At 72.1% G+C, this 23,165-nt stretch carries 26 protein-coding genes and 1 riboswitch; of the genes, 13 read left to right on the top strand and 13 right to left on the bottom strand.

The genetic code is table 11. The annotated features are described in order from the left end of the window. Positions 1–5: 5 nt before the first annotated feature. The gene (locus tag J8N05_RS38280; protein ID WP_247706867.1) at positions 6–926 is read right to left on the bottom strand and encodes an ABC transporter ATP-binding protein; all 921 of its coding nucleotides are present in this window, start codon (positions 924–926) and stop codon (positions 6–8) included. 202 nt (positions 927–1,128) lie between these two features. Between J8N05_RS38280 and J8N05_RS38275 the strand changes: the two genes are divergently transcribed. Then, on the top strand, positions 1,129–1,404 hold the full coding sequence (locus tag J8N05_RS38275; RefSeq protein ID WP_210891398.1) for an antitoxin: 276 nt from the start codon (positions 1,129–1,131) through the stop codon (positions 1,402–1,404). A gap of 97 nt (positions 1,405–1,501) precedes the next feature. Beyond that, positions 1,502–1,840, top strand: coding sequence for a fic family toxin-antitoxin system, toxin component (locus J8N05_RS38270; RefSeq protein WP_247706997.1), 339 nt, complete (start codon positions 1,502–1,504; stop codon positions 1,838–1,840). 43 nt (positions 1,841–1,883) lie between these two features. Here J8N05_RS38270 and J8N05_RS38265 read toward each other — a convergent pair whose 3' ends face one another. Both J8N05_RS38265 and J8N05_RS38260 read right to left on the bottom strand, forming a co-directional pair. Beyond that, positions 1,884–2,570 carry a class I SAM-dependent methyltransferase gene (locus J8N05_RS38265; protein WP_210891396.1) on the bottom strand — a complete coding sequence of 229 codons (687 nt, stop codon included), beginning with the start codon at positions 2,568–2,570 and terminating at the stop codon, positions 1,884–1,886. Positions 2,571–2,741: 171 nt separating this feature from the next. Beyond that, on the bottom strand, positions 2,742–3,428 hold the full coding sequence (locus J8N05_RS38260; RefSeq protein WP_210891394.1) for an esterase/lipase family protein: 687 nt from the start codon (positions 3,426–3,428) through the stop codon (positions 2,742–2,744). 169 nt (positions 3,429–3,597) lie between these two features. Here J8N05_RS38260 and J8N05_RS38255 point away from each other — a divergent pair, with 169 nt between their 5' ends. Continuing rightward, the gene (locus J8N05_RS38255; RefSeq protein WP_210894106.1) at positions 3,598–5,763 is read left to right on the top strand and encodes a helix-turn-helix transcriptional regulator; all 2,166 of its coding nucleotides are present in this window, start codon (positions 3,598–3,600) and stop codon (positions 5,761–5,763) included. A 422-nt stretch (positions 5,764–6,185) separates the two neighbouring features. Here the strand turns inward: J8N05_RS38255 and bioD are convergent, their stop codons facing one another. From bioD to bioB, 3 genes are read right to left on the bottom strand one after another with little or no spacing between them, the layout of a single operon-like run. After that, positions 6,186–6,896, bottom strand: coding sequence for a dethiobiotin synthase (gene bioD / locus J8N05_RS38250; protein ID WP_210891392.1), 711 nt, complete (start codon positions 6,894–6,896; stop codon positions 6,186–6,188). Between the two features lies 1 nt (position 6,897). After that, on the bottom strand, positions 6,898–8,241 hold the full coding sequence (locus tag J8N05_RS38245; protein WP_210891390.1) for an adenosylmethionine--8-amino-7-oxononanoate transaminase: 1,344 nt from the start codon (positions 8,239–8,241) through the stop codon (positions 6,898–6,900). Continuing rightward, positions 8,234–9,454 (bottom strand): biotin synthase BioB, encoded by a 1,221-nt coding sequence (gene bioB, locus J8N05_RS38240; protein WP_210891388.1) that lies wholly within the window; start codon positions 9,452–9,454, stop codon positions 8,234–8,236. Before bioB ends, J8N05_RS38245 begins: the two co-directional genes overlap by 8 nt. A gap of 243 nt (positions 9,455–9,697) precedes the next feature. Between bioB and J8N05_RS38235 the strand changes: the two genes are divergently transcribed. Next, positions 9,698–10,879 (top strand): 8-amino-7-oxononanoate synthase, encoded by a 1,182-nt coding sequence (locus J8N05_RS38235; RefSeq protein WP_210891386.1) that lies wholly within the window; start codon positions 9,698–9,700, stop codon positions 10,877–10,879. Here the strand turns inward: J8N05_RS38235 and J8N05_RS38230 are convergent. Both J8N05_RS38230 and J8N05_RS38225 read right to left on the bottom strand, forming a co-directional pair. Beyond that, entirely contained in the window at positions 10,860–11,096 is a 237-nt protein-coding gene (locus J8N05_RS38230; protein ID WP_210891384.1) for a DUF397 domain-containing protein, read from the bottom strand. The genes J8N05_RS38235 and J8N05_RS38230 overlap by 20 nt on opposite strands. A gap of 9 nt (positions 11,097–11,105) precedes the next feature. Continuing rightward, positions 11,106–11,975, bottom strand: a complete 870-nt coding sequence (locus tag J8N05_RS38225) for a helix-turn-helix domain-containing protein (RefSeq protein ID WP_210891382.1) — start codon at positions 11,973–11,975, stop codon at positions 11,106–11,108. Between the two features lie 260 nt (positions 11,976–12,235). Between J8N05_RS38225 and J8N05_RS38220 the strand changes: the two genes are divergently transcribed. After that, positions 12,236–12,679, top strand: coding sequence for an ATP-binding protein (locus tag J8N05_RS38220; protein WP_210891381.1), 444 nt, complete (start codon positions 12,236–12,238; stop codon positions 12,677–12,679). A 145-nt stretch (positions 12,680–12,824) separates the two neighbouring features. Here the strand turns inward: J8N05_RS38220 and J8N05_RS38215 are convergent, their stop codons facing one another. From J8N05_RS38215 to J8N05_RS38200, 4 genes are all read right to left on the bottom strand, one after another. Next, positions 12,825–13,319: a DUF6328 family protein gene (locus J8N05_RS38215; RefSeq protein WP_210891380.1), complete on the bottom strand. Its 495-nt coding sequence runs from the start codon at positions 13,317–13,319 to the stop codon at positions 12,825–12,827. Between the two features lie 126 nt (positions 13,320–13,445). After that, positions 13,446–13,919, bottom strand: coding sequence for a C40 family peptidase (locus J8N05_RS38210; protein ID WP_210891379.1), 474 nt, complete (start codon positions 13,917–13,919; stop codon positions 13,446–13,448). A 3-nt stretch (positions 13,920–13,922) separates the two neighbouring features. Then, positions 13,923–14,078: riboswitch (cyclic di-AMP (ydaO/yuaA leader) on the bottom strand. Positions 14,079–14,456: 378 nt separating this feature from the next. Beyond that, positions 14,457–14,765, bottom strand: a complete 309-nt coding sequence (locus tag J8N05_RS38205; RefSeq protein ID WP_210891378.1) for a hypothetical protein — start codon at positions 14,763–14,765, stop codon at positions 14,457–14,459. A 7-nt stretch (positions 14,766–14,772) separates the two neighbouring features. Beyond that, positions 14,773–15,363 carry an ATP-dependent Clp protease proteolytic subunit gene (locus J8N05_RS38200; RefSeq protein WP_210891377.1) on the bottom strand — a complete coding sequence of 197 codons (591 nt, stop codon included), beginning with the start codon at positions 15,361–15,363 and terminating at the stop codon, positions 14,773–14,775. A gap of 70 nt (positions 15,364–15,433) precedes the next feature. On the opposite strand from J8N05_RS38200, the gene J8N05_RS38195 reads away from it, so the two are divergent. Then, on the top strand, positions 15,434–15,718 hold the full coding sequence (locus J8N05_RS38195) for a type II toxin-antitoxin system Phd/YefM family antitoxin (RefSeq protein WP_210891376.1): 285 nt from the start codon (positions 15,434–15,436) through the stop codon (positions 15,716–15,718). A gap of 539 nt (positions 15,719–16,257) precedes the next feature. Here the strand turns inward: J8N05_RS38195 and J8N05_RS38190 are convergent. After that, complete coding sequence (locus tag J8N05_RS38190) at positions 16,258–17,286, bottom strand: ABC transporter permease (protein ID WP_247706866.1); 1,029 nt, start codon at positions 17,284–17,286, stop codon at positions 16,258–16,260. Between the two features lie 124 nt (positions 17,287–17,410). On the opposite strand from J8N05_RS38190, the gene J8N05_RS38185 reads away from it, so the two are divergent. The 7 genes from J8N05_RS38185 (at position 17,411) to J8N05_RS38155 (ending at position 23,152) form a co-directional block, all read left to right on the top strand. Continuing rightward, positions 17,411–18,040 carry a TetR/AcrR family transcriptional regulator gene (locus tag J8N05_RS38185; protein ID WP_210891375.1) on the top strand — a complete coding sequence of 210 codons (630 nt, stop codon included), beginning with the start codon at positions 17,411–17,413 and terminating at the stop codon, positions 18,038–18,040. 402 nt (positions 18,041–18,442) lie between these two features. Continuing rightward, positions 18,443–18,745, top strand: coding sequence for an urease subunit gamma (locus tag J8N05_RS38180; protein WP_107018782.1), 303 nt, complete (start codon positions 18,443–18,445; stop codon positions 18,743–18,745). 13 nt (positions 18,746–18,758) lie between these two features. Then, complete coding sequence (locus tag J8N05_RS38175) at positions 18,759–19,070, top strand: urease subunit beta (RefSeq protein ID WP_210891373.1); 312 nt, start codon at positions 18,759–18,761, stop codon at positions 19,068–19,070. Next, on the top strand, positions 19,063–20,784 hold the full coding sequence (locus J8N05_RS38170) for an urease subunit alpha (protein WP_210891366.1): 1,722 nt from the start codon (positions 19,063–19,065) through the stop codon (positions 20,782–20,784). Before J8N05_RS38175 ends, J8N05_RS38170 begins: the two co-directional genes overlap by 8 nt. 73 nt (positions 20,785–20,857) lie before the next feature. Continuing rightward, on the top strand, positions 20,858–21,532 hold the full coding sequence (locus tag J8N05_RS38165) for an urease accessory protein UreF (protein ID WP_210891364.1): 675 nt from the start codon (positions 20,858–20,860) through the stop codon (positions 21,530–21,532). A gap of 157 nt (positions 21,533–21,689) precedes the next feature. Next, positions 21,690–22,373, top strand: a complete 684-nt coding sequence (ureG, locus tag J8N05_RS38160; protein WP_210891362.1) for an urease accessory protein UreG — start codon at positions 21,690–21,692, stop codon at positions 22,371–22,373. Next, on the top strand, positions 22,370–23,152 hold the full coding sequence (locus J8N05_RS38155) for an urease accessory protein UreD (protein WP_407699998.1): 783 nt from the start codon (positions 22,370–22,372) through the stop codon (positions 23,150–23,152). The genes ureG and J8N05_RS38155 overlap by 4 nt, the downstream gene beginning before the upstream one ends. The last annotated feature ends 13 nt before the right edge of the window (positions 23,153–23,165 follow it).

The raw sequence follows: 23,165 nt of genomic DNA, 5'->3' as shown, positions 1-23,165 counted from the left end.
CTGCCTCAGTCCCTGTCGGGGGCGATGCCCTGGTCCGGAACGCTCTTGTGGTCGCTGTTCTGGTCGATGTCCTGGTCGCTGTCCCGGTCGGTCCCCTGGGCGGGGACGTTCTTGCGGCCGGGCCCGGAGTCCCCCTCGGACTCCGACGCCCCGCGGACCGTGTCGAACCTCTTCATGCGCTCCAGCACCGCGTCGGCCGTCGGCCGGGCCATCTCGTCCACGATCCGCCCGTCCCCCAGGAAGAGGACCAGGTCGGCGTGGCCCGCCGCGCCGGGATCATGGGTGACCATGACGACGGTCTGCCCCAGCTCGTCGACCGCGTCCCGCAGGAAGCCGAGCACCTCCAGGCCGGCGCGTGAGTCGAGGTTGCCGGTCGGCTCGTCCGCGAAGATCAGCTCGGGGCGCGAGGCGAGCGCCCGCGCGCAGGCCACCCGCTGCTGCTGACCGCCGGAGAGCTGCGCGGGCCGGTGCTTGAGACGGTCGCGCAGCCCGAGCTGGTCGATGACCTGGTTCAGCCACTTCTCGTCGGGCTTCTGGCCGGCGATGTCCATGGGCAGCGTGATGTTCTCCGCCGCGTTCAGGGTCGGAATCAGGTTGAACGACTGGAACATGAAGCCGATCCGGTCCCGCCGCAGCCGGGTCAGCTCACGCTCCTTGAGCCCGGTGATCTCGGTGTCGCCCAGCCAGACCTGTCCGGCCGAGACGGAGTCGAGCCCCGCCAGGCAGTGCATCAAGGTGGACTTCCCCGATCCCGAGGGACCCATGACCGCGGTGAAGCGGCCCCGCGCGATGTCCACGTCGACCGAGTCGAGGGCGAGCACGGCCGTCTCGCCCGACCCGTAGGCCTTCGTCAGACCCCGGGCGCGGGCCGCCGTCTCCTCCGGGCCCGTGCGCCCGAGGGCGCGCTCCGCAGCTGCTGTGGACAAGGCCGCCTCCCCGTGGTCGGACTCCGATGTCCGCGGGCGAGCCTAGTGTGATACGGGGCACACCCGGTATCCCCCCGAAGTGCCGGGTGTCCTCCGTCGCAGGTCGGTCACCTCAGGGTCCATGTAAGGGGCACCCTTAGGGGGGTGCCCGGGAGCTCGGCCCCTCTTGCCCTTGCTAGCGTTTCGGCGCTAGCTTCGAAGCATGGCTAAGACCCAGCTGAACGTGCGCGTGGACGAGGGCACGGCCCGGGCCGCGCGTGAACGCGCCCTGGCCCGCGGGATGAGCGTCAACCGCTACATCGAGGAACTGGTCAGACAGGACACCGGGGAAGCCGGCCACACATTCGTCGAGGCCGCCGCCGACTTCATGAAGCAGTACGAGTCCGTCTTCGCCGAGGAGTTCGGTACGGACCGGGGCGCGGGCCGGGCGACGGACCGAGCCACAGGCCGGGGCGTGGCCGGGGAAGGCCGTAGCTGAGCCCTTGAACGGACCAGATGAACCAGACGAACCAGACGAACCGTCCGAGCCCTTGAACGAACCGCTGAACATCAGAGTCGACCTCGCCTGGCTCCTCATGGTCGCCGAGCACAAGACACCGGGGGACCCGCAGGTCGTCGACTGGGGCGCACTGGTCGCCGCGGTCGGCCGCCACGACGCCGAGATCTTCGGTGTCCCCGTGTACGACAGCCCGCACGCCCGCGCCGCCGCGCTGCTCCAGGTCCTGCTGCACGTCCCGGCGCTGGAACGCTCCAACGCGATGTTCGCGATGGCCGTCGGGTACGCCTATCTCGTCGCCAGCGGCCTGAAGGTCGTCACCTCGCCCGAGCAGGTCCGCGACCTGGCCAGACTGGTCAAGACGGGCGAGGCCACGGTGCAGGACATCGCGCGCGAGCTGCGCCTGTGGACTCTCTGAGCCGCCCCACCCGCTCCCGACCGCTCCTGCCGCCGGAACGGTCTCAGGAGACTGACGGGCGGCGGGCGGTGCCCAGCACACAGTACGAGCTGGGCGTGCGCGGCCCCTTCGCGGGCACCAGCAGCCGCCGGTGCGGGCCGAGTTCGTACCCCGCGTCCCGGATCGCGCCGACCGGGTCCCGGCCCACATGGCAGCCCCCGAACAGCGGTGGCCACACCGTGCGGTCGAGGAGGCGCTGCCCGGCCGCCATCGCCCGGCCGCCGCCACTGCCGTGCTCGAAGAACCGCAGCTCACCGCCCGGGCGCAGGACGCGGTGGATCTCGGCCAGGGCGCGCGGCAGATCTCGTACGCTGCACAGCACCAGGGACACCACGGCCCCGTCGAACGCCTCGCTCTTGACCGGCAGGGCCTCCGCGACCCCCGGCACCACGTCGACGGGCACCTCGGAGCGGAGTGCCGCGGTCGCGGCCAACTGCCGCAGCCTGCGCTCGGGTTCGATCGCGACGACCTCCGAGACCGTGCTCGGATAGTGGGCGAAGTTCAGTCCGTTGCCCGCGCCGATCTCGATGATCCGGCCGGTGAGTCCGGCGAGCAGTTCCTCGCGGTGGACGCCGATCGTCGGCTCGGCCGCCACGCTGAGCCGGGCGTAGAAGCGGGCGAACAGCGGATGGCGCACCGGAGTCGTGGACAGCGCGCCGGTCTGGGCGGTGCTGGAGCCGCGCGATCGCATGAGGCCTCCCCCTGGGGCGTGGACCTACCGCGATTGTCCCCCCGAAGGGCCCCGCTCACCCGTCCACCGCCGCGCATCGCCGCCGCGGCCCGCCCCGCGGACGCCCGGCGCCCGCCCGGCGGCCCCGGTCCAGCGGGGCCACGGGACGGACGCGGACGCACGCGTGGGACGTCAGGCGATGAAGTCCCGCACCTGCTCGTAGACGCCGTAGTCGTTGTTCATGTCGGTGTGCGAGATGCATCCGACCTCTACATTGGTGGCGCCGCTGAGGATCGCGCTGGTGTCGGGGGTCAGGGCGTCGTCGCAGTTCGACCAGTAACTGGCGTAGGAGACACCGCCGGGTGTCTCGTCCCCCGAGTTGAGCGACGTCAGGAACGAGCTGCCGGTGTACATCTCCGCGCAGGACGTGTAGAGCCAGGTGCACCAACCGGCGGTCGTGGTCCCGTGGTTGACGCCGGCCGTCGAGACGAAGTCGTCCACGTACGCCGTGCCGCCGAGGTTCTTGAGGTAGTAGCGGGAGTTCAGCGCGCCCATGGAGTGGACGACCAGGTCGACCTTGGCCGCCCCCGTCTGGGTGCGCACGCTCTGGATCTTGGTGGCCAGCTGCTGGGCGGTCGTGACGTTCGACTGGCCCCAGTCGTACGACCAGGAGTACAGCTCGGCACTCGTGTAGCCGTCGGCCTTGAAGTCGGCGATCCAGTCGTCCCAGCTGCTCGACGAACTGCTGAGTCCGTGGACGAAGACAACGGGGTTGTGGGTGGCCGCGTGGGCCGGGGAAGCGGGCAGGGACAGGAACATGAGCAGCGACGCGAGCGCGGCTGCGAGGACCGTGCCGACTGTGCGAATGCGGCGGGGCATGACGCCTCCTGACGGGGGTGGGTTCGTCAGGAGTGTCGGGTGGGGTCTACGCGCGCCGCATCGGTGTAATCGCCGGTCTTTACGCACCACTTAACTCGCCAGTAACGTGAGTGGCGTGGTGACCTCGGTGAACCCCCCGCCTCTCCCGCACCCTTCGCCGCCGCCCCTGATGAACGTCCCGCAACAACCGGACCACGCCTCGCGGCCCCCCACGCGAACGCCGTTGTCCGAGGGCGTCCGGGTCAGGGTGCTGTGCGCCGCGCACGGTGATCCGCTCGCCGCGGCGGAACTCGCGGCCGTCCTCGGCGAGCGCCAACGGGCCGGTCTCGAACCGCTTCCGGCCGACCCCGTCGGTGCGCTGCCCGGCCTGCTGCGCTCTCGCCGCCCGGAGGTGCGCTCGCTCGCCCCGGCCACCCGGCGCCTGCTGCTGATCGCCGCCGCCGACCAGCACCCGTTCGCCACGCGCGGCTACCAACGGGCGGTCGCCGCGGCCCGGTTGGACACCGGTCCCCTCGACGACGCCGAGGCGGCCGGGCTCGCCCGTACGACCTCCGCCGGCGTCGTGTTCCGGGACCCCTGGACCCGTATCACCGCCTACGAGACCGCGTCCGCCGCCGACCGGCGCGAGGCGCACCGGCTTCTCGCCCGGGTCCTGCGCGGCGAGGGCGAGGCGCCCCACCGGTCCTGGCACCGGGCCGCCGCCGCGCTCGGCCCCAGCCGACGCCTCGCGGCGGAACTGCGCGCCTCGGCCCACGAGGCACGCGCCGCCGGTGAACACGCCCTGGCCTGCGGGCTCCTCGAACGGGCGGCCGCCCTGACCCCGGACCCGCGCGAACGCCCGCGCCTGCTGGCCCGCGCCGCCGCCGACGCCTGGCTCTCCGGCGACGGCGACCGGGCCCGCCGCCTGGCCGCCCACGGGGACGTCGACGGCATGAGCGGAGTGCTCGCTCTACGCGCGGAGAACGCCACGGAGGCGTTCGACGCGCTGCTCGCAGCGGCGGAGCGGGGCCTGGCGCGCGGCGGGGAACATGACACCGACACCGCGGCGCACCTGGTGGCACGTGCCACCGAGGCCGCCATCTACACCGGTGACCTGCGCCGCTGCCGGGAGGCCGCCGCAGTCGCCACCCGGCTCGGGATCGCCGTGCCCGGCACGCTCGGGGGACTGACCGCGGCGTTCGAGGGCCGGTACGAGGACGCCCGCGACCTGCTGCGAGCGGCAGCCGGACGCTGTGGGCCCGGCGTCGACCCCACCGCGCTGATCCACTCCTCCATGGCCGCGCTGCTCCTCGGCGACCACACCCGCGCCGCGTCCGCCGCCGTCAGGGCCGCCGCCTCGGCCCGTGCCCTGGGCGAGCCCGCGACCGTTCCGCAGGCCATGGAGTTCCGGGCGTACGCCGAGTTCTGGACGGGACGCCCGCGGTCCGCCGGGGCCGCCACGCTGGAGGCCCTGCGGCAGGCGTACGCCACCGGACAGGACAACGGCGCCTGCCATCTCCAGGCGGCCCTCGCCATGTTCGCGGCCGTCACCGGGGACGAGGAACTCTGCCGGGCGCGCGCCGAGGTGGCCCGCGCGCACGCTTTGGAACACGGCCTCGGGCTGCCCGCCGCGCTGGCCCTGTGGGCGCTCGCCTTCCTCGACCTCAGCACGGGCCGGTACGCGGCAGCCGCGTCCCGGCTGCGCGCGCTCGCCGGATTCGGCCCCGGGCACGGGCACCGGGCCGTCCGCCATCTCGCCACCCCGCACTACGTGGAAGCCGCCGTCCGCACCGGCGACACCCGGGTCGCACGCAGCGCCCACGCCGACTACGACCGCTGGGCCCGGGTCGTGCGCAGCGCGGACGACCTTGCGCTGAGCGCCCGCTGCCGGGCCCTGCTGGCGACCGGGCACGAGGCCGCCGACCACTACCGTGCGGCCCTCGACCTGCACGCGGGCGGCACCCGTGACTTCGAACGGGCCCGTACGGAGCTGTTGTTCGGCGGGGCGTTGCGGCGGCTGCGGCGGCGGACGGAGGCGCGGGACCGGCTGCACAGTGCGCTGGAGGCGTTCGAGTACTTCGGGGCGCCGCACTGTGCGGCCGAGGCGCGGGCGGAGTTGCGGGCGCTGGGCGCGTCCGTCCGGTCCTCGGCCGGGGCGCCCGGTACGAGCGGTCTGCTGACCGCGCAGCAGCTCACGGTGGCGCGGATGGCCGCGGAGGGGGCGACGAACCGGGAGATCGCGGCGCGGCTGCTGCTCAGTCCGCGGACGATCGACCATCACCTGCGCGGGGTGTTCAACCGCCTGGGCATACGATCCCGGATCGAACTGGTACGGCTGCTGGCACCGGAGGAATGAGCCTGCCGGCTACGGGGCTGTTCCTCGGCTGCGACTGCGACTGCGGCTGCGGCTGCGGCTCCGGTGGGGGTTGCTCGCGCAGTTCCCCGCGCCCCTGAAAAACCGTGTTCGTCTGCGGGACGGTGGGGGTGGGCCCTAACGATTGCGCAGTTCCCCGCGCCCCTTGACGTGCGGGTCCGGTGGGGGTTGCTCGCGCAGTTCCCCGCGCCCCTCGGGGAGGGGCTGCGCCCCGTCCCGCCTAGGGGCGCGGGGAACGGCGCAGGCTTTTGTCTTTGGCTTTAGGGGCGCGGGGAACTGCGCAATCTTTTGGCTTTGAGCCGCACTGGAACGCGGCGCTCAGCCCCGCTCCTTCAGGGGCGCGGGGAACTGCGCGGCCAGCCACACACGGCCCGCACCCGACCACCGGCCCAAACCCATCCCGCTCAGACCGACGCCGCGAACCCGTCCGCGTCCCACGTACCGCCAAGACCCGGCGCCAGCCAACCCCCCACCGCCCCCCGGAACGCCGCAACCGGCCCCCGACCGACCCCTTCAGGCAGCGCGCCCAGCAACCGCGCTCCCGCCACGACGGGAAGATCGAGGACGTTGCAGCGCGACGCCAGATCCGGCTCGTCCGGCCAGCTGCCGATGACGACACCGAGCAGCTCGACCCCCCGGGACCGCAGTTCCCGCGCGGTCAGCTCCGTCGTGTTGAGCGTCCCGAGCCCGGCGGAGGCGACCACCACCACGGGCGCCCCCAGCAGCCGCGCCGCGTCCGCCAGCGTCCCGCCCGCCTCGTCGAACCGTACGAGCAGCCCGCCCGCCCCCTCGACCAGCACGAGGTCGTGCTCGGTGGCCAGCTTGGCCGCGGCCTCCGCCACCTGCTCGGGCCGCACCGGCGCGAGACCGGCCCGCCGGGCGGCCGTGGCGGGCGCCAACGGCTCGGGATAGCGGGCGAGTTCGACGGCCGTGACCGCGCCGGCGAGCCGCGCGACCTCCTCGGCGTCCCCGGGCTCACCCGGCAGCACACCGGTCTGCGCGGGCTTGAGCACGGCCACCGACCGTCCGGCGGCGACGGCCGCCGCGGCCACCGCGGCCGTGGTGACGGTCTTCCCGACCTCCGTACCCGTGCCGGTGATCACCAGTACCGTCATCTCAACCCTCCCGAGCCGCCGCGCACACGGCCGCCGTGATCCGCGCCAGATCGGCGTCCCCGGTGACGTACGGCGGCATCGTGTAGACGAGGTCCCGGAACGGGCGCAGCCACACACCCTCGCGCACCGCCGCCCGCGTCGCCGCCGCCATGTCGATCTCGTGGTCCAACTGCACCACCCCGATGGCCCCGAGGACGCGTACGTCCCGGACGCCGGGCAGTTCCGCCGCCGGCGCCAACCCGTCCCGCAGCCCCGTCTCGATCCGTTTGACCTCGGTCCGCCAGTCCTGGCCGAGGAGGAGGTCGATCGAGGCACAGGCCACGGCGGCGGCCAGAGGGTTGCCCATGAAGGTCGGGCCGTGGGCGAGGACCGGTACCTCGCCCCGCGAGATGCCCTCCGCGACCCGCGAGGTGCACAGCGTCGCCGCCATCGTCAGATACCCGCCGGTCAGCGCCTTGCCCACGCACATCACATCCGGCGTCACGCCCGCGTGCTCGGCCGCGAACAACGCCCCGGTGCGCCCGAAGCCCGTCGCGATCTCGTCGAACACGAGCAGCACGTCATGGGCGTCGCACGCCTCGCGCAGCACCCGCAGATACGCGGGGGAGTGGAACCGCATCCCGCCCGCGCCCTGCACCACCGGCTCCACGATCACCGCGGCCAGCTCGTCCGCATGCCGCTCGATCAGCGCACGCAGGTCATCGGCGTACGCCTCCTCGTACGCGACCGGGGGCGCGTCGGCGAAGACCTGGCGCTGGAGCACGCCCTGCCACAGCTCGTGCATCCCGCCCTCGGGGTCGCACACCGACATCGGCTGCCAGGTGTCGCCGTGGTAGCCGCCGCGCCAGGTCAGCAGGCGCCGCTTGCCGGGGCGGCCGAGCGAACGCCAGTGCTGGAGGCACATCTTGACGGCGACCTCGACGGACACCGAGCCGGAGTCGGCCAGGAAGACATGCTCAAGTCCCTCCGGCGACATGTCGACAAGGCGCTTCGCCAGTCGTACGGCCGGTTCGTGCGTGAGCCCGCCGAACATCACATGGCTCATCCGGCCGAGCTGGTCGCGCGCCGCCTCGTTGAGGGCCGGGTGGTTGTAGCCGTGGATCGCGGACCACCAGGACGACATGCCGTCGATCAGCTCGTCACCGTCACCGCCACCGCTACTGCCACGGCCGCCGGCCAGGCGCAGCCGCACCCCGCTCGCCGACTCCACGACGAGCGGTTCCTGCCGGCCCGGCATCGGCCCGTACGGATGCCACACGTGCCGCCGGTCGAGTTCGAGCAGTTCACGGACCTGATCGGCGGCCACGGCGGCCACGGCGGTGTCGGGCGCGGGCAGATCAGGCATTGGGCGCGAGATCCGTTCCGGCGCCCCGGCGGCGTACCGAGACCAGGTCCGTACGCGCCTCGGAGCCCCGCGCGGCCTCATGGACCGGCTCCTCGGGTGCCGCCTCCTGCGCGGTCGAACCGCAGGGGCCGCAACCGCCGCCCCCGTGCGAACCGCATCCGGCGCCCGCGTCGGCGTCCGCGTGCGAGCCGCAGCCGCCGTGCGCGGTGGCCCGGTGCTCCGGGAGCGTCACCTCGCCCGTGCCCTCCACCTCGAAACCGGCGTCCGCGATCATGTCCAGGTCCGCCTTGCCCGCCTGGCCCTCACTGGTGAGGTAGTCGCCGAGGAAGATCGAGTTGGCGAGATGCAGGGCGAGGGGCTGCATCGTACGGAGATGGACCTCGCGGCCGCCCGCGATGCGCACCTCGACGTCCGGACAGACGAACCGGACCATCGCGAGGATGCGCAGACACCGCTGCGGGGTGAGGTTCCACTCCTTGGCGAGCGGGGTGCCCTCGAAGGGGATCAGGAAGTTGACCGGGACCGAGTCCGGGTCGAGGGCCCGCAGCGCGTAGACGACGTCGACGAGGTCCTCGTCGCTCTCGCCCATGCCCGCGATCAGCCCGGAGCAGGCCGACAGACCCGCCGCGTGTGCCTTCTGGACCGTGTCCACCCGGTCGGCGTACGTGTGGGTGGTGGTGATGTCCCCGTACGTCCCCTCGGAGGTGTTGAGGTTGTGGTTGTAGGCGTCCGCCCCCGCGTCGCGCAGGCGCTCGGCCTGGCCGTCCGAGAGGAGCCCGAGGCATGCGCAGACCTCTACGCCCTCGTTCTGGTCCTTGATCGCTTTGATGGTGTCCGAGACCCGGTCGACGTCACGGTCGGTGGGACCGCGGCCGCTCGCCACCAGACACACCCGCTTGGCGCCCCCCGCCAGCCCGGCCGCCGCGGCCTCGGAGGCCTGGTCGGGCTTCAGCCAGGTGTACTTGAGGATCTCGGCCTTCGAACCGAGCCGCTGCGAGCAGTAGGAGCAGTCCTCGGGGCACAGACCCGACTTGAGGTTGACGAGGTAGTTGAGCTTCACCCGTCGGCCGAACCACTGGCGGCGTACCTTGCCGGCCGCGGCCACCACATCGAGGAGTTCGTCGTCGGAGGTGGCCAGCACGGCCAGCGCCTCGTCGCGGGTCGGCAGCTCGCGCCGAAGCCCCTTGTCCAGCAGCGTGTTCAGCAGGTCCATGAGATCCGATCCTGGCCTATCCGACCGCACCGGGCCAAGGAGGAACCAGACAACAGAGAGCGGTCGACGTGTGGGCATTGCCACACCATGGGTGGCTGGTGATCCGGCTAGGGTCTGTGCGTTGCCTACAAAAGGCAGCTGTGCGTTGTCCGCACAGGACAGTGGGGACGGCCGGGCGGAAAGTCGTGTGTCGGGGCCCCATGGGACACCCGCACCCACCCCCACCTCATGGCCGGAGGACACATGGCCCGATCGCCGTTCGAGTGGATCGACGAGCAGGCACGGGCGCGCTCCCGGGCCGGACTCGTCCGTACCTTGCGTCCGCGCCCCGCCGACTCCGCGCTCCTCGACCTCGCCGGGAACGACTATCTTGGCCTGGCCCGGCACCCCGAGGTCACGGAGGGCGCCGCGCGGGCCGCCAGGACCTGGGGCGGCGGCGCCACCGGCTCCCGGCTCGTCAGCGGCTCCACGGAGCTGCACGCGGAACTCGAACGCGAACTGGCCGGGTTCTGCGGCTTCGAGTCCGCCCTGGTCTTCTCCTCCGGCTACGCGGCCAACCTCGCCGCCGTCACCGCGCTGGCGCCGCACGGCTCGCTCATCGTCTCCGACGCGGGCAACCACGCCTCCCTGATCGACGGCTGCCGGCTCGCGCGCGGCACCACGCAGGTCGTCGCCCACGCCGACCCCGACGCCGTCCGCAAGGCACTGGACACGCGCGCCGGGCCCGCGATCGTCGTCTCCGACACGGTCTTCTCGGTGGACGGCGACGCGGCCCCGCTGACGGCACTGGCCGCGGCCTGCCGGGACGCGGGGGAAGCGGGCGAAACGGGGGAGGCGGGGAAGCCCGGCAGGCCGGGCGCGGCGCTGGTGCTGGACGACGCGCACGGTCTCGGCGTCATCGGCGACGGCGGGCGGGGCGCCGCGTGGGCGGCGGGACTCGCGGGCGCGCCCGACGTCGTCACCACCGTCACGCTGTCGAAGTCGCTCGGCAGCCAGGGCGGTGCCGTCCTCGGACCGGCCCACGTCATCGACCATCTGGTGAACGCGGCCCGCACCTTCATCTTCGACACGGGTCTGGCGCCCGCGGCGGCGGGCGCGGCCCTGGCGGCCCTGCGGCTGCTGCGGGAGGAACCGGAACGGGCCGCACGCGCGCGTGCGGTGGCCACCGCGCTGTACGAGCGCCTGACGGCCGAGGGTCTCGAAGCGGTACGGCCGGACGCGGCGGTCGTCTCCGTGCGCGCCCCGTCCCCGGAGCAGGCGCTGCGCTGGGCCGCCGAGTGCCGTGCGGCGGGTCTGGCCGTCGGCTGCTTCCGCCCTCCGTCGGTGCCGGACGGCATCTCACGGCTGCGGCTCACGGCCCGCGCGGATCTCACCGACGGGCAGGTCGACCGGGCCGTCGGCGTGATCATCGAAGCGCGCCGATAAAGCCTTCCCAGGCCGCGGGGGCGAAGAGCAGGGCGGGCCCCGACGCGTCCTTGGAGTCGCGCACCGCGAGCAGTCCGGCCCACGGGCCGGAGTCCGGCCGGGCCGTCTCGACGCAGTTGTTCATTCCCGTGCTGCGGCTGCTGCGCCACCACCGCACACCGTGCAGATGAGCGCTGGGATGGGTGCTGGAAGGTACGTACCGAGGCGTGGCGGGCATGGTGCCTCCTTATGCGCCGTCAGCTACACCGGCGATGAGATCCAACGTGTCCTCGGGCGAAAGGGCCTGGCCCTGAAGGGAGGTGAAGGCCTCTACGTACGACTGGAGGTCTTCCCTCTGTTCGAGATAAAGGCTACTCGTCAAGTGGTCGAGAACAACCACGTCCAGATCAGATCTGTTCGTAAACGAAAAAATAACAAAGGGACCTGTGACTCCGATGTGAGCCCCAACTCCGAAGGGAAGCACCTGAATCCGCACGTGAGGGAGGTGCGCGGCCTCCCGCAACCGGTCCAACTGCCGTGCCATGACGTCCGGTCCGCCCACGGTCCGTCGCAGTACCGCCTCGTCCAGAACGACACTCAGCCGGAGCGGTTTGTTCGAACGCAGTACGTCCTGGCGCGCGAGGCGCACCTTCACCAGCATCTCGACCAGAGCGTCGACCTTGCCGTCGGGCACCCCGTCCAGGGCGGCGCGGGTCACCTCACGGGCGTACTCCGGTGTCTGCAGGAGCCCCGGCACCACGGAGTTCTCCAGCGTGCGCATCGCGTCCGCCTGCGCCTCAAGGCTGATGAAATCGCTGTACGTCGACGGCAGAAGGCCCCGGTAGGCGTGCCACCAGTGGTGCCGGCCGTCGCCGTCCGCGCCCGCCAGCACGACGAGCAACTCGTGCAGCTCCGGGTCCCGGACGTCGTACGCGTCCAGGAGGCGCCGCACGTCGGCGGCCTTGACCCCGCTGCGGCCGGTCTCGATCCGGCTCACCTTCGACTGGTGCCAGCCCACGAGCCGCGCGGCCTCGCCGCTCGTGAGGCCCGCGCGGGCGCGCAGGGCACGCAGTTCGGTGCCGAGCTTACGGCGGCGTACCGCGGGGCCGTACTGCATGGCCGTCTCCTTCCGACCGTCGCGCAGGCGCTACAGCGCCCGGCGTCACGCCGACGGTAGAGGACAAACCAGCTGCCCGCCCAAATACGGTCGACGGGCGCAGAGTTCACCGCTTCGAGCGACAGATATATGCATATCTTGGTGGATCGGCACCACGAACGCCGAGGTAGTGGCACTCTGGCGCAAGCACCAGTCCGGGACCGTCTCGAAGTCATCCGCTTCGGTCGGACCCCGGTCCCGTGGGAAAGGGACGACGTCGCATGGCAGACCACCAGGAAGCATCCGTCACTCTGCCGAGCGATCCCGCCTCGGTCTCCGCCGCCCGTACGTATGTCACCGACGTGCTGGCCGAATGGGGACTGCCGTCCGACTCGGAGACCGCGGACACGGTCCGGCTCATCGTCTCCGAACTCGCCACGAACGCGGTACAACACACCTTCGGGCTGTCACCCACCTTCACGGTGGACATCGAACTCGACCGTGACGAACAACTGCTCATCGGTGTGACCGACAGCCACCCGCGCTTCCCGAAACGGCTGCCCGCGGCCGTCCAGCAGGACAACGGCCGGGGCATGGTGATCATCCGCTGGCTGACGGCGGAGTCCGGCGGCAAGCTCACGGTCCGCCCCACCAGAGAGGGCGGAAAGACCGTATCGATCATGCTCCCCTGGACGGCCCCGGCACAGCCGGTCCGGGCCGAGTGATCAACCGCCTGGGGCAGCGCCCTGAAGGGGCGCGGGGAACTGCGCGCCCAGCCACGACGAGCCCGCGGACAAGGCACAACGCACAGCGCTCAAGACCCAACGCACAAGGCGCAAGGCACAACGCACCGGACGTCCGGCGAACCGCCTAGACGTCCGGATTCTTGTCCGCGGCCCGCTTCAGCAGATACGGCAGGACCTCCCACAGCCCGACGCACAGGAGCAGAGTGGTCGCCCCGGCCACGATCCCCTCGGTCCTGTCCACCGCCACGTCCACGACGAGCAGCATGGAACCGGTGAGAGCGAGCGCGAGCGCGGCCAGACCGATCTGCGCGAGCCGGGACGAGGTTTTGACCAGCAGAGGCTTGGCGCCCTGCTGGAACAGCCGGCGGTGCAGGGCGGCGGGGGCCGTGAAGAGCGCGGCCGCCAGGACCGCGAGCAGCAGGGTGACGACGTACGTGGTGCGCTGCACGGTGTCGAGGGACGGGAACCGCGGGGTGAAGGCGAGGGTCAGCAGGAAGGCGAAGAGGATCTGGATGCCCGTCTGGGTGACCCGTAGCTCCTGGAGGAGTTCGAGGAAATTCCGGTCGGCGCGCTCAAGACGGGTCTCGTCGCGCTCCTCGTGGTGGTGCGGATCGTCCATGAGTGAACGAGTAACCATTCAGCGGCCGAAATCACGCGTCAGGTCCTGGTCCCTCACGGGTGTCGGGACGGGTCCCTCACGGGGTGGCCGTGGCGATCCGATCACCACGGCCACCCCGCGGGCGGATCACCTGACCCGGCCGTACCAGACGCTCTTGGTCCAGATCTTCTGGAGCTTCACCACGTCCCCGGTCTTCGGGGAGTGCCAGATCCGTCCCTTACCGGCGTAGATGCCCACGTGGTAGACGTTCCGGCCCGAGTGGAAGAAGACCAGGTCCCCCTGCTTGCGGTTCGAGGAGGAGACGTGGTTCGTCTTGTTGTACTGGGCCGCGGCCGTGCGGGGCAGCTTCTTGCCCGCCTTCTTGAACGAGTAGAGCGTGAGGCCGGAGCAGTCGAAGCGCTTGGGCCCCACGGCCCCGTACTTGTACGGGGAACCCTTCTTGGAGGCCGCCACCTTGAGTGCCTTCGTCGCGGGGGTGGCCGCTTCCGCGTCGGACGCGAAGCCGGGGGCCACTATGCCGCCGCCTACGGCGGCGATGGTGAGGACCGATGCGGTACCGGCCCTGCTGAACAGCGACGGGACACGATTGAGCGCAGTCATGCGCAACCCTTCGTCAGCCGCCTGTGAAGGATGACCTGTCGGATTCGGGCTGGCGAAGTTGCCCGGCCGCAGCTGCGGCTTCACCCCAAGGGCCACTCGGATCTCTCCGGCGGCCCGTCGTGCCTGGGTCCTCCACTCCTGCCGATGCACTTCTGTCGACCGGTCATCCGGGCAGCGGCAGGACTCGGCGTCCGCCCGGACCGCCCCGCCGCTTCTGGCGGGGGCTTGTCGTCGCAGGGATCTTGACGCACTGATGTCCCAAAAGCCGAGCGGAATCGGCGATTTGTGGGCTTACTCACCACTCACCCGTTCGGGTGGACAGCCCTTTCTACGGGTGGGCGTCGAGAGCCTCAAGGACCCCCGCACCAGCACCGGAATGGTTGATTCCGCCCCGGACGTACGCGCCTTGCGCAACTCCCGCGGGCCTGTGGGAGCAGCTCCGGCTACGCCAACCGGGGGTACACCTTCTGGTCCGTTTCAACTCTGGTGCGGACGCCTCGTCAAGTGCCTGTGCGAGGCCGGAGCGGTGGGTGTACGTCAGGTGTCGGAGCCGGGCGGCAGGGCGACCCGGCGCGCCCTGCGCTCACCGTCGAGGACGCGCAGGGCCCGCGCCAGGGTTGCGGCGTGCAGCTCGTTCTCGCCCCGCTGGTGCATCAGGGTCAGGGCGTCGCGCAGCGCGGTGGCCCTGCCGACCAGTGCCTGGGCCGCGCGCAGTCCGCGGTAGGTGTCGCCGGAGTGCGCCGGGTTGATCCGGCCGAGCAGGTCGACCACCTCCAGATAGCGGTCGATCAGCTCTGCCTCGGCCCGGGTCAGGGCCGGCAGCGGGGGCAACTCGGGTGGGAGCATCGGCGGATCACCCCACGCCGGGGGTGTCGGACGTGCCTGATGCGTCGTCGGGCGCGCCGAGGGCTGCCTTGCGGCTGGGGACGATCCGGTCGATCAGCCCGTACTCCAGGGCCTGGCGGGCGTCGAGGATCGTGTCCCGCTCGATGTCCGCGCCGATCCGCTCCCGGCTCCGCCCCGTGTGCCGGGCGAGCAGCTCCTCCATCCGGGCGCGGGTGCGCAGCAGTTCGTCCGCCTGGATGGCCAGGTCGGACGCCTGGCCCTGGACCGGCTCCGACAGGTGCGGCTGCTGGAGCAGGACGCGGGCGCCCGGCAGCGCGTACCGCTTGCCCGGTGTGCCCGCCGCCAGCAGCACCGCGGCGGCGGACGCGGCCTGCCCGAGGCAGACGGTCTCCACCTCGCAGCTGACGTACCGCATCGTGTCGTGGACGGCCGCCGCGTACGTGTCGTCGATCGGCGTCCCGAGAAACACGATCCGCTCTTCGAGGAGCTTGGAGTACGGGTCCAGGGTCCGCGTCCCCGAACTGGTGCGCTCGGTGAACTCGGGCAGGACGTGGCGGGCGGACGGTCGGGCGGAAGGTCGGTTTGTTGAGCGGGTCACGACATGCGCCTCCTCCGGGAGAGGTCCTGTAAAAAATGTACAGGACGTACATCACGTTATGATGGGGAGCATGGCCTACGAGATTCCGGTGACGCAAGCCAGGGCTGAACTCGCCGACCTGATCAACCGCGTGGTGTACGGCGCGGAACGCGTCGTCGTGACGCGGCACGGAAAGCCCCTCGTCGCCCTGGTCTCCGCGGCTGACCTGGAGCGACTTGAGAAGCTCGACGCGGTGGGGGACGAGCGGGTGATCCGCTCGGTGTCCGGGGTCCATGGGTCCGCACCCGCGTCCGCCTCCGGCGAACGACAGCGGTTCGGGATCGCGGCGGAGCATCGGGGGCCGGGGGTGTCGTAGGTGGGCTGGGCTGGGCCCTGGGTGGGGTTCATCGCGGGTTCGTCGCCGGGTGCGGGCCGGTGGGGGTGAGCCGCGCAGTTCCCCGCGCCCCTGGGTGGGTGGGGTGGCTGCGGGTGTGCAGTTCCCCGGGCCTCCGACACTCGCCACGCACGCACGCATCACGCACCAAGCCGAAGCCGGCAGACAGGCTGCCCCGGTCGCCGCTTGCCCAGATCGCTGCCTGCGCCGCTATCCACCTAGGGGCGCGGGGAACTGCGCGGCCCGCCCCCACCGGCCCGCACCCGGTGTCGACGCGATAGCGGGCGAGGTGGACAGGCTGCCTGGGCGTCGCTCACCTGGGAGCACGCGGAACTGCGGCGATGAGGCGTGAGTGGGCGAGGTGGACAGGTCGCCTGCGCCGTGACTCACCTAGGGGCGCGGGGAACTGCGCGGCCAGCCCCCGCCGGGCCGCACCCCGTGTGGAAGCGCACGCAAGTGAAAAGACCGTGCACCCCCGTCCGCTACTGCGGGGGCGCACGGTCGGTCCGTGGGGTGAGGGCTCAGGGCGTGACCGACGCCGCGCGGCGCTTGAGCGCGCTGCCCAGCAGCACCGCCCCCAGCCCCAGCACGGCCCACCACGCCAACGTCAACGCGGGCCCGCCCGCCGCCGCCCCGTCGAAGAAGGAGACCGAGCGCAGAAGCGACGCCCCGGCCCCCGGCGGCAGCCACTGGCCGATCACGCCGACCGGCGCCGGCAGCATCTCGGGTGCCGAACTCGCCCCGGAGAACGGATTGCCGAGCATCATCACCACGAACGCCCCGAGCCCGATCCCCGGCGTGCCGAGCAGCGCGGCGAGTCCCGCGACGGCGGCGCTCACGGCCAGCGTCGAGAGCGCCAGCGCACCCGCCTCGGGCCACCAGCTCCCGGTCAGGGCCCCGAGCCAGTTGCCCGCGATGAGCGCGGCCACCGTACCCACCACCAGGGCAGCGCCGACCAGCGCGGCGACCGCGCGTCGGCCGCGCAGACCCAGCAGGGTCACCACCGCTCCCGCGGCGATTCCGGCCAGCGTCATGGGCAGCACGCTGGACGTCAGGACCGAGCCGCGCGGGTCGTCCGCGGCGGCCGGTACGACGTCGACGGTCTCCATCGGGGCGCCGGCCGCCCGCTGGGCCACGGCCTGCTGGAGCGACTGCGCCACGAGCGGGCTCGCCGCCGAGGCGGTGAGCAGCTTGGGGCCCTGCGCGGTGACGACGACCGCGCCGTATACGGTCCGGTCCTCGATGGCGTCCCGCGCGGCGGCCTCGTCCGCGTAGCGGTGGATCTCGAAGGCGCCCTCGTGGGCTTCGAGTTGCTTCTGCACCTGGGCGGTCGCGGCCGCCGGACCCGCCACGCCCAGCGGCAGATCGTGCGGGGCCGTTCGGGCCGCGGGCCAGGCGAAGGCCCACAAGGCGAGGGCCGCCAGGACCGGGACCAGCAGGACGACGGCTGCGATGTGGCGGCGGTGCGGCGGCTGCGGGGAGGCGTGGGGCGCCGTCGCGGCCGGGGGCGCCGATGACGTGGACGCGGACGTAGCGGACGTGGCGGACATGCTTCTTTCCTCGATTCGGGTGAGGGTGCCTTAAAAAGAAGGATCGTTCGTTTTAGCTGTGCGCCCACTGTCCCGCCGGTGTCCGGGCTTGTCAAGAAGGAATGTTCGTTTTAGTTTCAGGGGCATGGCTCGCGTATCCCAGGAACACCTCGACGCCCGTCGCCGCCAGATCCTCGACGGCGCGGCCCGCTGCTTCGCCCGCAACGGGTTCCACGCCACGTCCATGCAGGACGTGCTGAAAGAGGTGAACCTCTCGGCGGGGGCCGTCTACCGCTACTTCAGCGGGAAGGACGAGCTGATCGCGGCGATCGTCACCGAGGTCCTCGGGGGGATCCGCGAGGCCTTCGAGGACGCGGCCCGGCACTCTCCGCCGCCGATGCCCGACGTGCTGGTGGGCCGGGTCATGACCCAGGTGCTCGGGATGGGGGGTGAGACGGGCAAGTACGGCCTGACCTGGGAGGGTGAGACCTCTTTCCCCCGGCTGATGGTGCAGGTCTGGACGGAGACCCTTCGTGACGGTGAGCTGTCGGCGCTGTTGCGGGAGGGGTTCGGGGCGGTGCGCGATGCCTGGGTGAAGGTCGTGGAGGGGTATCAGGAGGCGGGGGTGATGCGGGCGGACATTCCTGCGGAGCATGTTGCGCGGACGCTCATTGCCGCGGCGCAGGGGTTTGCCGCGCAGCAGGCGCTGTTCGGTACGGCGCCGGCGGAGGTGTTGCAGGATGGGTTGCGGGCGTTGATGAGTGTGCGGGGGTAGTTGTGCGGGGCCGTTTGTGGCTGGTTGCGCCGTTCCCCGCGCCCCTGGGGTGGCTGGGGTCTGTTGTCGGGTGCGGGCCCGGTGGGGGCTGGTCGCGCCGTTCCCCGCGCCCCTAACGATTGCGCCGTTCCCCGCGCCCCCAAAGATTGCGCAGTTCCCCGCGCCCCTGAAAACTGTGCCGTTCCCCGTGCCCCTGAGGGCCGCGCCGCTCCCCACGCCCCCGAACGCGCGCGTGGCGGTTAACGTGTCTGAAACTCTGCGGAACTAGCCTGCACCACCACGTCACCAGGGGTTTTCGTGGGGCGCGGGCACGGCAGGTTCGTACCGCGGTCGGATCCGGCATGGTGGCCGCGGCAGCCGGACCCCGCACGGTCCGGCGTGAGGACTGTGAGGTGGGAAGCCGTGCAACTGACGCCGCACGAGCAGGAGAGGCTGCTCATTCATGTGGCCGCCGACGTGGCCGAGAAGCGCCGGGCCCGGGGGTTGAAGCTCAACCACCCCGAGTCCGTCGCACTGATCACCTCGCACATCCTCGAAGGAGCCAGGGACGGCCGCACGGTCGCCGAACTCATGGCCTCCGGACGCAAGATCCTCACCCGCGAGGACGTCATGGAGGGCATCCCCGAGATGATCCACGACGTACAGGTCGAGGCGACCTTCCCCGACGGCACCAAGCTCGTCACCGTCCACGACCCGATCGTCTGACGGGGGAGCAGCCATGATTCCCGGAGAGATCCTGTTCGCCGACGGGCCGGTCGCCTTCAACGAAGGCCTCGCCGTCACCCGGCTCACCGTCCTCAACGCCGCCGACCGGCCCGTCCAGGTCGGCTCCCACTACCACTTCGCCGAGGCCAACCCCGGTCTCGACTTCGACCGCGCCGCCGCACACGGCAAGCGGCTCAACGTCGCCGCCGGCACCGCCGTGCGCTTCGAGCCCGGGATCCCCGTCGAGGTCGAACTCGTGCCGCTCGCCGGCGCCCGTGTCGTGCCGGGTCTGCGCGGCGAGACCGGAGGACCCCTCGATGCCTGAGATCTCGCGTGCCGCCTACTCCGACCTGTTCGGCCCCACCACGGGCGACCGGATCCGGCTCGCCGACACCGACCTCCTGATCGAGATCGAGGAGGACCGTTCCGGCGGGCCCGGACACGCCGGTGACGAGGCCGTGTTCGGCGGCGGCAAGGTCATCCGGGAGTCCATGGGCCAGGCGCGGGCGACACGCGCCGAAGGCACCCCGGACACGGTCGTCACGGGCGCGGTGATCGTCGACCACTGGGGGATCGTCAAGGCCGACGTGGGCATCCGCGACGGCCGGATCACCGGCATCGGCAAGGCGGGCAACCCCGACACCATGGACGGGGTGCACCCGGACCTGGTCATCGGCCCGGAGACCGAGATCATCGCGGGCAACGGGCGCATCCTGACGGCCGGCGCCATCGACGCCCATGTGCATCTGATCTGCCCGCAGATCGCCGACGAGGCGCTGGCCTCCGGGATCACCACCCTCGTCGGTGGCGGCACCGGCCCCGCCGAGGGGTCCAAGGCCACCACCGTCACCCCCGGGCCCTGGCACCTCGCCCGGATGCTGGAGGCGATGGAGCAGTACCCGCTCAACTTCGGGCTGCTCGGCAAGGGCAACACCGTCTCCGAGGAGGCGATGCTGTCCCAGCTGCGCGGTGGCGCGCTCGGCCTCAAGCTCCACGAGGACTGGGGCTCCACGCCCGCCGTCATCGACGCCGCGCTCACCGTCGCGGACCGCACCGGCGCGCAGATCGCCATCCACACGGACACCCTCAACGAGGCCGGGTTCGTGGCCGACACCCTCGCCGCCATCGCGGGGCGCACCATCCACGCGTACCACACGGAGGGTGCGGGAGGCGGGCACGCGCCGGACATCATGACCGTGGTCTCCGAGGCGCACGTGCTGCCCAGTTCGACCAACCCGACCCGGCCCTACACCGTCAACACCGCCGAGGAACACCTCGACATGCTGATGGTCTGCCACCACCTGAACGCCGCCGTGCCGGAGGACCTGGCGTTCGCGGAGTCCCGTATCCGGCCCACCACGATCGGCGCCGAGGACATCCTGCACGACCTCGGCGCGATCTCGATCATCTCCTCCGACGCCCAGGCCATGGGGCGCGTCGGCGAGGTCATCATGCGCACCTGGCAGACCGCGCACGTCATGAAGCGGCGCCGGGGCGCGCTGCCGGGGGACGGGCGCGCGGACAACCACCGCGTACGTCGCTATGTCGCCAAATACACGATCAACCCGGCCGTGGCTCAGGGCCTCGCCCGCGAGATCGGTTCCGTCGAGACCGGCAAGCTCGCCGACCTCGTGCTGTGGGAGCCCGCGTTCTTCGGGGTCAAGCCGCATCTCGTCGTCAAGGGCGGGCAGATCGCGTACGCGCAGATGGGCGACGCCAACGCGTCCATCCCCACGCCCCAGCCGATCCTGCCGCGGCCCATGTTCGGCGCGATCGGCCGGGCGCCCGCGTCCAACTCGTTCAACTTCGTGGCGCCGATCGCCATCGAGGACGGGCTGCCGGAACGGCTCGGCCTCGGGAAGCGGTTCGTGCCGATCGAGTCGACGCGCGGGGTGACCAAGGCGGACATGCGCGAGAACGACGCCCGCCCGCAGGTACGGGTCGACCCCGACAGCTTCGCCGTCACCATCGACGGGGAGCTGGTGGAGGCGACGCCCGCGGCCGAACTGCCCATGGCCCAGCGGTATTTCCTGTTCTGAGGGCCGGCGCGGGGCTGTATCGGCCCTCGTACCGGTTCCGGCCCGTCAACGGCTCAGCGTTTCGAGGTTCGTCATGTCGCGTGCTGCACTGCTCGTACTGGCCGACGGCCGGTTTCCCGCCGGAGGGCATGCCCACTCCGGCGGGGCCGAGGCGGCGGTCAAGGCCGGCCGGATCACCGGGGCGGCGGACCTGGAGGAGTTCTGCCGCGGGCGGTTGCACACCACCGGGCTGGTGTCCGCCTCGCTCGCAGCGGCTGCCGTGCTCGGGCTCGATCCGGTGGAACTCGACGCGGCCGCGGACGCCCGTACGCCGTCGCCCGCGCTGCGGGTCGCCGCGCGCAAGCTCGGACGGCAGCTGATGCGGGCCGGGCGGGCCACCTGGCCGTCCGCCGAACTCGACGCGCTGGCCGGGCGGTTCCCCAAGGGCGCCCATCAGCCGGTCGTGCTCGGGATGGTCGCGCGGGCCGCCGGGCTCGGGGCGGACGATGCGGCGTACTGCTCCCTGTACGAGTGCGTCAGTGGGCCGGCCAGTGCGGTGGTGCGGTTGCTGAGCCTTGATCCGTTCGATGCGACGGGGGTGTTGGCGGGGTTGGCTCCCGAGCTCGATGTCGTGGCGCAGCGGGCTGTCGAGGGTGCGCGGTGTGCGGTTGAGGGTGGGGTGGGGGTGTTGCCGGCGGGGGGTGCGCCGCTGTTGGAGGTCGGGGCGGAGGCGCATGCTGCTTGGGCTGTGCGGTTGTTCGCGTCCTAGGGAGTTCGCCCCCGCCGCCCCTACCCGTTCCCGTCCACGTATGGGGGCTGCGCCCCCTCGCCCCCCTTGTCGCGCTTCGCGCTCGTCCTCAAACGCCGGACGGGCTGAAGGGTCGGGGGCGGGCCGAAAGACAACACATGGAGTTGGAGTCGTAGTCATGCATCTTGATCAGCACCACACCCACGACGGGCCCCTCGCCGTCAGTGCCGACGCTCATCGCGCCGACGGGCGGCGGCGGGCTCTGCGGATCGGGCTCGGGGGGCCCGTGGGGTCCGGGAAGACCGCCACCGTGGCCGCGCTGTGCCGGGCCTTGCGCGACGAGTGGTCGTTGGCCGTCGTCACCAACGACATTTACACGCGCGAGGACGCCGAGTTCCTGTTGCGGGAGGCCGTGCTGCCGCCCGAGCGGATCACCGCCGTCGAGACCGGGGCCTGCCCGCACACGGCGATCCGTGACGACATCTCCGCGAACCTCGAAGCGGTCGAGGACCTGGAGGACGAGGTCGGGCCGCTGGAGCTGATCCTCGTCGAGTCGGGGGGCGACAATCTGACGGCGACCTTCTCCAAGGGGCTCGTCGACGCGCAGATCTTCGTGATCGACGTCGCGGGCGGGGACGACATCCCGCGCAAGGGCGGGCCCGGGGTCACCACCGCCGACCTGCTCGTGGTGAACAAGACCGATCTCGCCCCGTACGTCGGCTCGGATCTCGGGCGGATGGCCGCCGACGCGAAGGCCCAGCGGGCCGAACTGCCCGTCGTCTTCCAGTCGTTGCGCACCGAGGACGGGGTCAAGGACGTCGCCGCCTGGGTGCGGGCGCAGCTCGCCGCGTGGGCGGCGTGACATCCGGGGCCTCCGGGGCCTCGGGGGCGTCCGGGGTGCGGGCCGCTGCGCGGATCGGTGCCCGGCCGGACGGGCGGGGCGGCACCGCGCTGCCCACCCTGGAGAGCGGAGGCCCGCTCGCCCTGCGGCGGACGCGGGCGAGCGGTCCAGAGGCCCGCGTCATGCTGGTCGGCGCGATGAGCGGACCGCTGGGCGGTGACCACTTCACCGTGACGGCCGAGGTGGCCGAGGGGGCACGCCTGCACGTCGGGTCGGCCGCCGCCACCATCGCGCTGCCGGGACAGGCCAAGGGGGAGGCGCGTTACGACGTACGCCTGAAAGTGGCGGACGGGGGTGAACTGTGGTGGCTGCCCGAGCAGTTGATCTCCGCCGAGGGGAGCGATCTGCGCCTCGCCACCCAGGTCGAGCTCGCGGCCGGCGCGCGGCTCACCCTGCGCGAGGAGCAGGTGCTCGGGCGGGCCGGCGAGGGGCCCGGGCGGCTCAGCAGCCGGCTCACCGTCCTGCTCGGCGGACGGCCGCTGTTCGACCAGGAGCTCTGCTGCGGGCCCGGGGCGCCCGGTGGGTGGGACGGGCCCGCCGTGCTCGGTGGGCATCGTGCGCTCGGCCAGCTCCTCGTCGTACGGCCGGAGTACGCGACCCGGCCGGTCGAGGCGCGGTTGCTGGGGGAGTACGCCGCGCTGACCCCGCTCGCCGGGCCGGCCGCCCTCGTGACCGCCGTCGCCGCCGACGCGCTCCAGCTGCGCCGCACCCTCGACGAGGCCTTGCGTCTGCTGGGCTGAAGCCTCCGTGAAA

Origin of the sequence: Streptomyces liliiviolaceus, from assembly GCF_018070025.1 — a bacterium.
GTDB lineage: Bacteria > Actinomycetota > Actinomycetes > Streptomycetales > Streptomycetaceae > Streptomyces > Streptomyces liliiviolaceus.
This window is presented reverse-complemented; position numbering and strand designations above follow the sequence as displayed.

What these genes read in the sequence shown, in the direction of transcription:
- ureG (WP_210891362.1), top strand. Translation starts at nt 21,690, where the DNA reads ATGCATCTTGATCAGCACCACACCCACGACGGGCCCCTCGCCGTCAGT.
- J8N05_RS38190 (WP_247706866.1), bottom strand. Translation starts at nt 17,286, where the DNA reads ATGTCCGCCACGTCCGCTACGTCCGCGTCCACGTCATCGGCGCCCCCG.
- J8N05_RS38205 (WP_210891378.1), bottom strand. Translation starts at nt 14,765, where the DNA reads ATGCTCCCACCCGAGTTGCCCCCGCTGCCGGCCCTGACCCGGGCCGAG.
- J8N05_RS38265 (WP_210891396.1), bottom strand. Translation starts at nt 2,570, where the DNA reads ATGCGATCGCGCGGCTCCAGCACCGCCCAGACCGGCGCGCTGTCCACG.
- bioB (WP_210891388.1), bottom strand. Translation starts at nt 9,454, where the DNA reads ATGGACCTGCTGAACACGCTGCTGGACAAGGGGCTTCGGCGCGAGCTG.
- J8N05_RS38165 (WP_210891364.1), top strand. Translation starts at nt 20,858, where the DNA reads ATGTCGCGTGCTGCACTGCTCGTACTGGCCGACGGCCGGTTTCCCGCC.
- J8N05_RS38245 (WP_210891390.1), bottom strand. Translation starts at nt 8,241, where the DNA reads ATGCCTGATCTGCCCGCGCCCGACACCGCCGTGGCCGCCGTGGCCGCC.
- J8N05_RS38210 (WP_210891379.1), bottom strand. Translation starts at nt 13,919, where the DNA reads ATGACTGCGCTCAATCGTGTCCCGTCGCTGTTCAGCAGGGCCGGTACC.
- J8N05_RS38260 (WP_210891394.1), bottom strand. Translation starts at nt 3,428, where the DNA reads ATGCCCCGCCGCATTCGCACAGTCGGCACGGTCCTCGCAGCCGCGCTC.
- J8N05_RS38270 (WP_247706997.1), top strand. Translation starts at nt 1,502, where the DNA reads ATGGTCGCCGAGCACAAGACACCGGGGGACCCGCAGGTCGTCGACTGG.
- J8N05_RS38255 (WP_210894106.1), top strand. Translation starts at nt 3,598, where the DNA reads ATGAACGTCCCGCAACAACCGGACCACGCCTCGCGGCCCCCCACGCGA.
- J8N05_RS38275 (WP_210891398.1), top strand. Translation starts at nt 1,129, where the DNA reads ATGGCTAAGACCCAGCTGAACGTGCGCGTGGACGAGGGCACGGCCCGG.
- J8N05_RS38235 (WP_210891386.1), top strand. Translation starts at nt 9,698, where the DNA reads ATGGCCCGATCGCCGTTCGAGTGGATCGACGAGCAGGCACGGGCGCGC.
- J8N05_RS38185 (WP_210891375.1), top strand. Translation starts at nt 17,411, where the DNA reads ATGGCTCGCGTATCCCAGGAACACCTCGACGCCCGTCGCCGCCAGATC.
- J8N05_RS38215 (WP_210891380.1), bottom strand. Translation starts at nt 13,319, where the DNA reads ATGGACGATCCGCACCACCACGAGGAGCGCGACGAGACCCGTCTTGAG.
- J8N05_RS38230 (WP_210891384.1), bottom strand. Translation starts at nt 11,096, where the DNA reads ATGCCCGCCACGCCTCGGTACGTACCTTCCAGCACCCATCCCAGCGCT.
- bioD (WP_210891392.1), bottom strand. Translation starts at nt 6,896, where the DNA reads ATGACGGTACTGGTGATCACCGGCACGGGTACGGAGGTCGGGAAGACC.
- J8N05_RS38225 (WP_210891382.1), bottom strand. Translation starts at nt 11,975, where the DNA reads ATGCAGTACGGCCCCGCGGTACGCCGCCGTAAGCTCGGCACCGAACTG.
- J8N05_RS38220 (WP_210891381.1), top strand. Translation starts at nt 12,236, where the DNA reads ATGGCAGACCACCAGGAAGCATCCGTCACTCTGCCGAGCGATCCCGCC.
- J8N05_RS38195 (WP_210891376.1), top strand. Translation starts at nt 15,434, where the DNA reads ATGGCCTACGAGATTCCGGTGACGCAAGCCAGGGCTGAACTCGCCGAC.
- J8N05_RS38175 (WP_210891373.1), top strand. Translation starts at nt 18,759, where the DNA reads ATGATTCCCGGAGAGATCCTGTTCGCCGACGGGCCGGTCGCCTTCAAC.
- J8N05_RS38170 (WP_210891366.1), top strand. Translation starts at nt 19,063, where the DNA reads ATGCCTGAGATCTCGCGTGCCGCCTACTCCGACCTGTTCGGCCCCACC.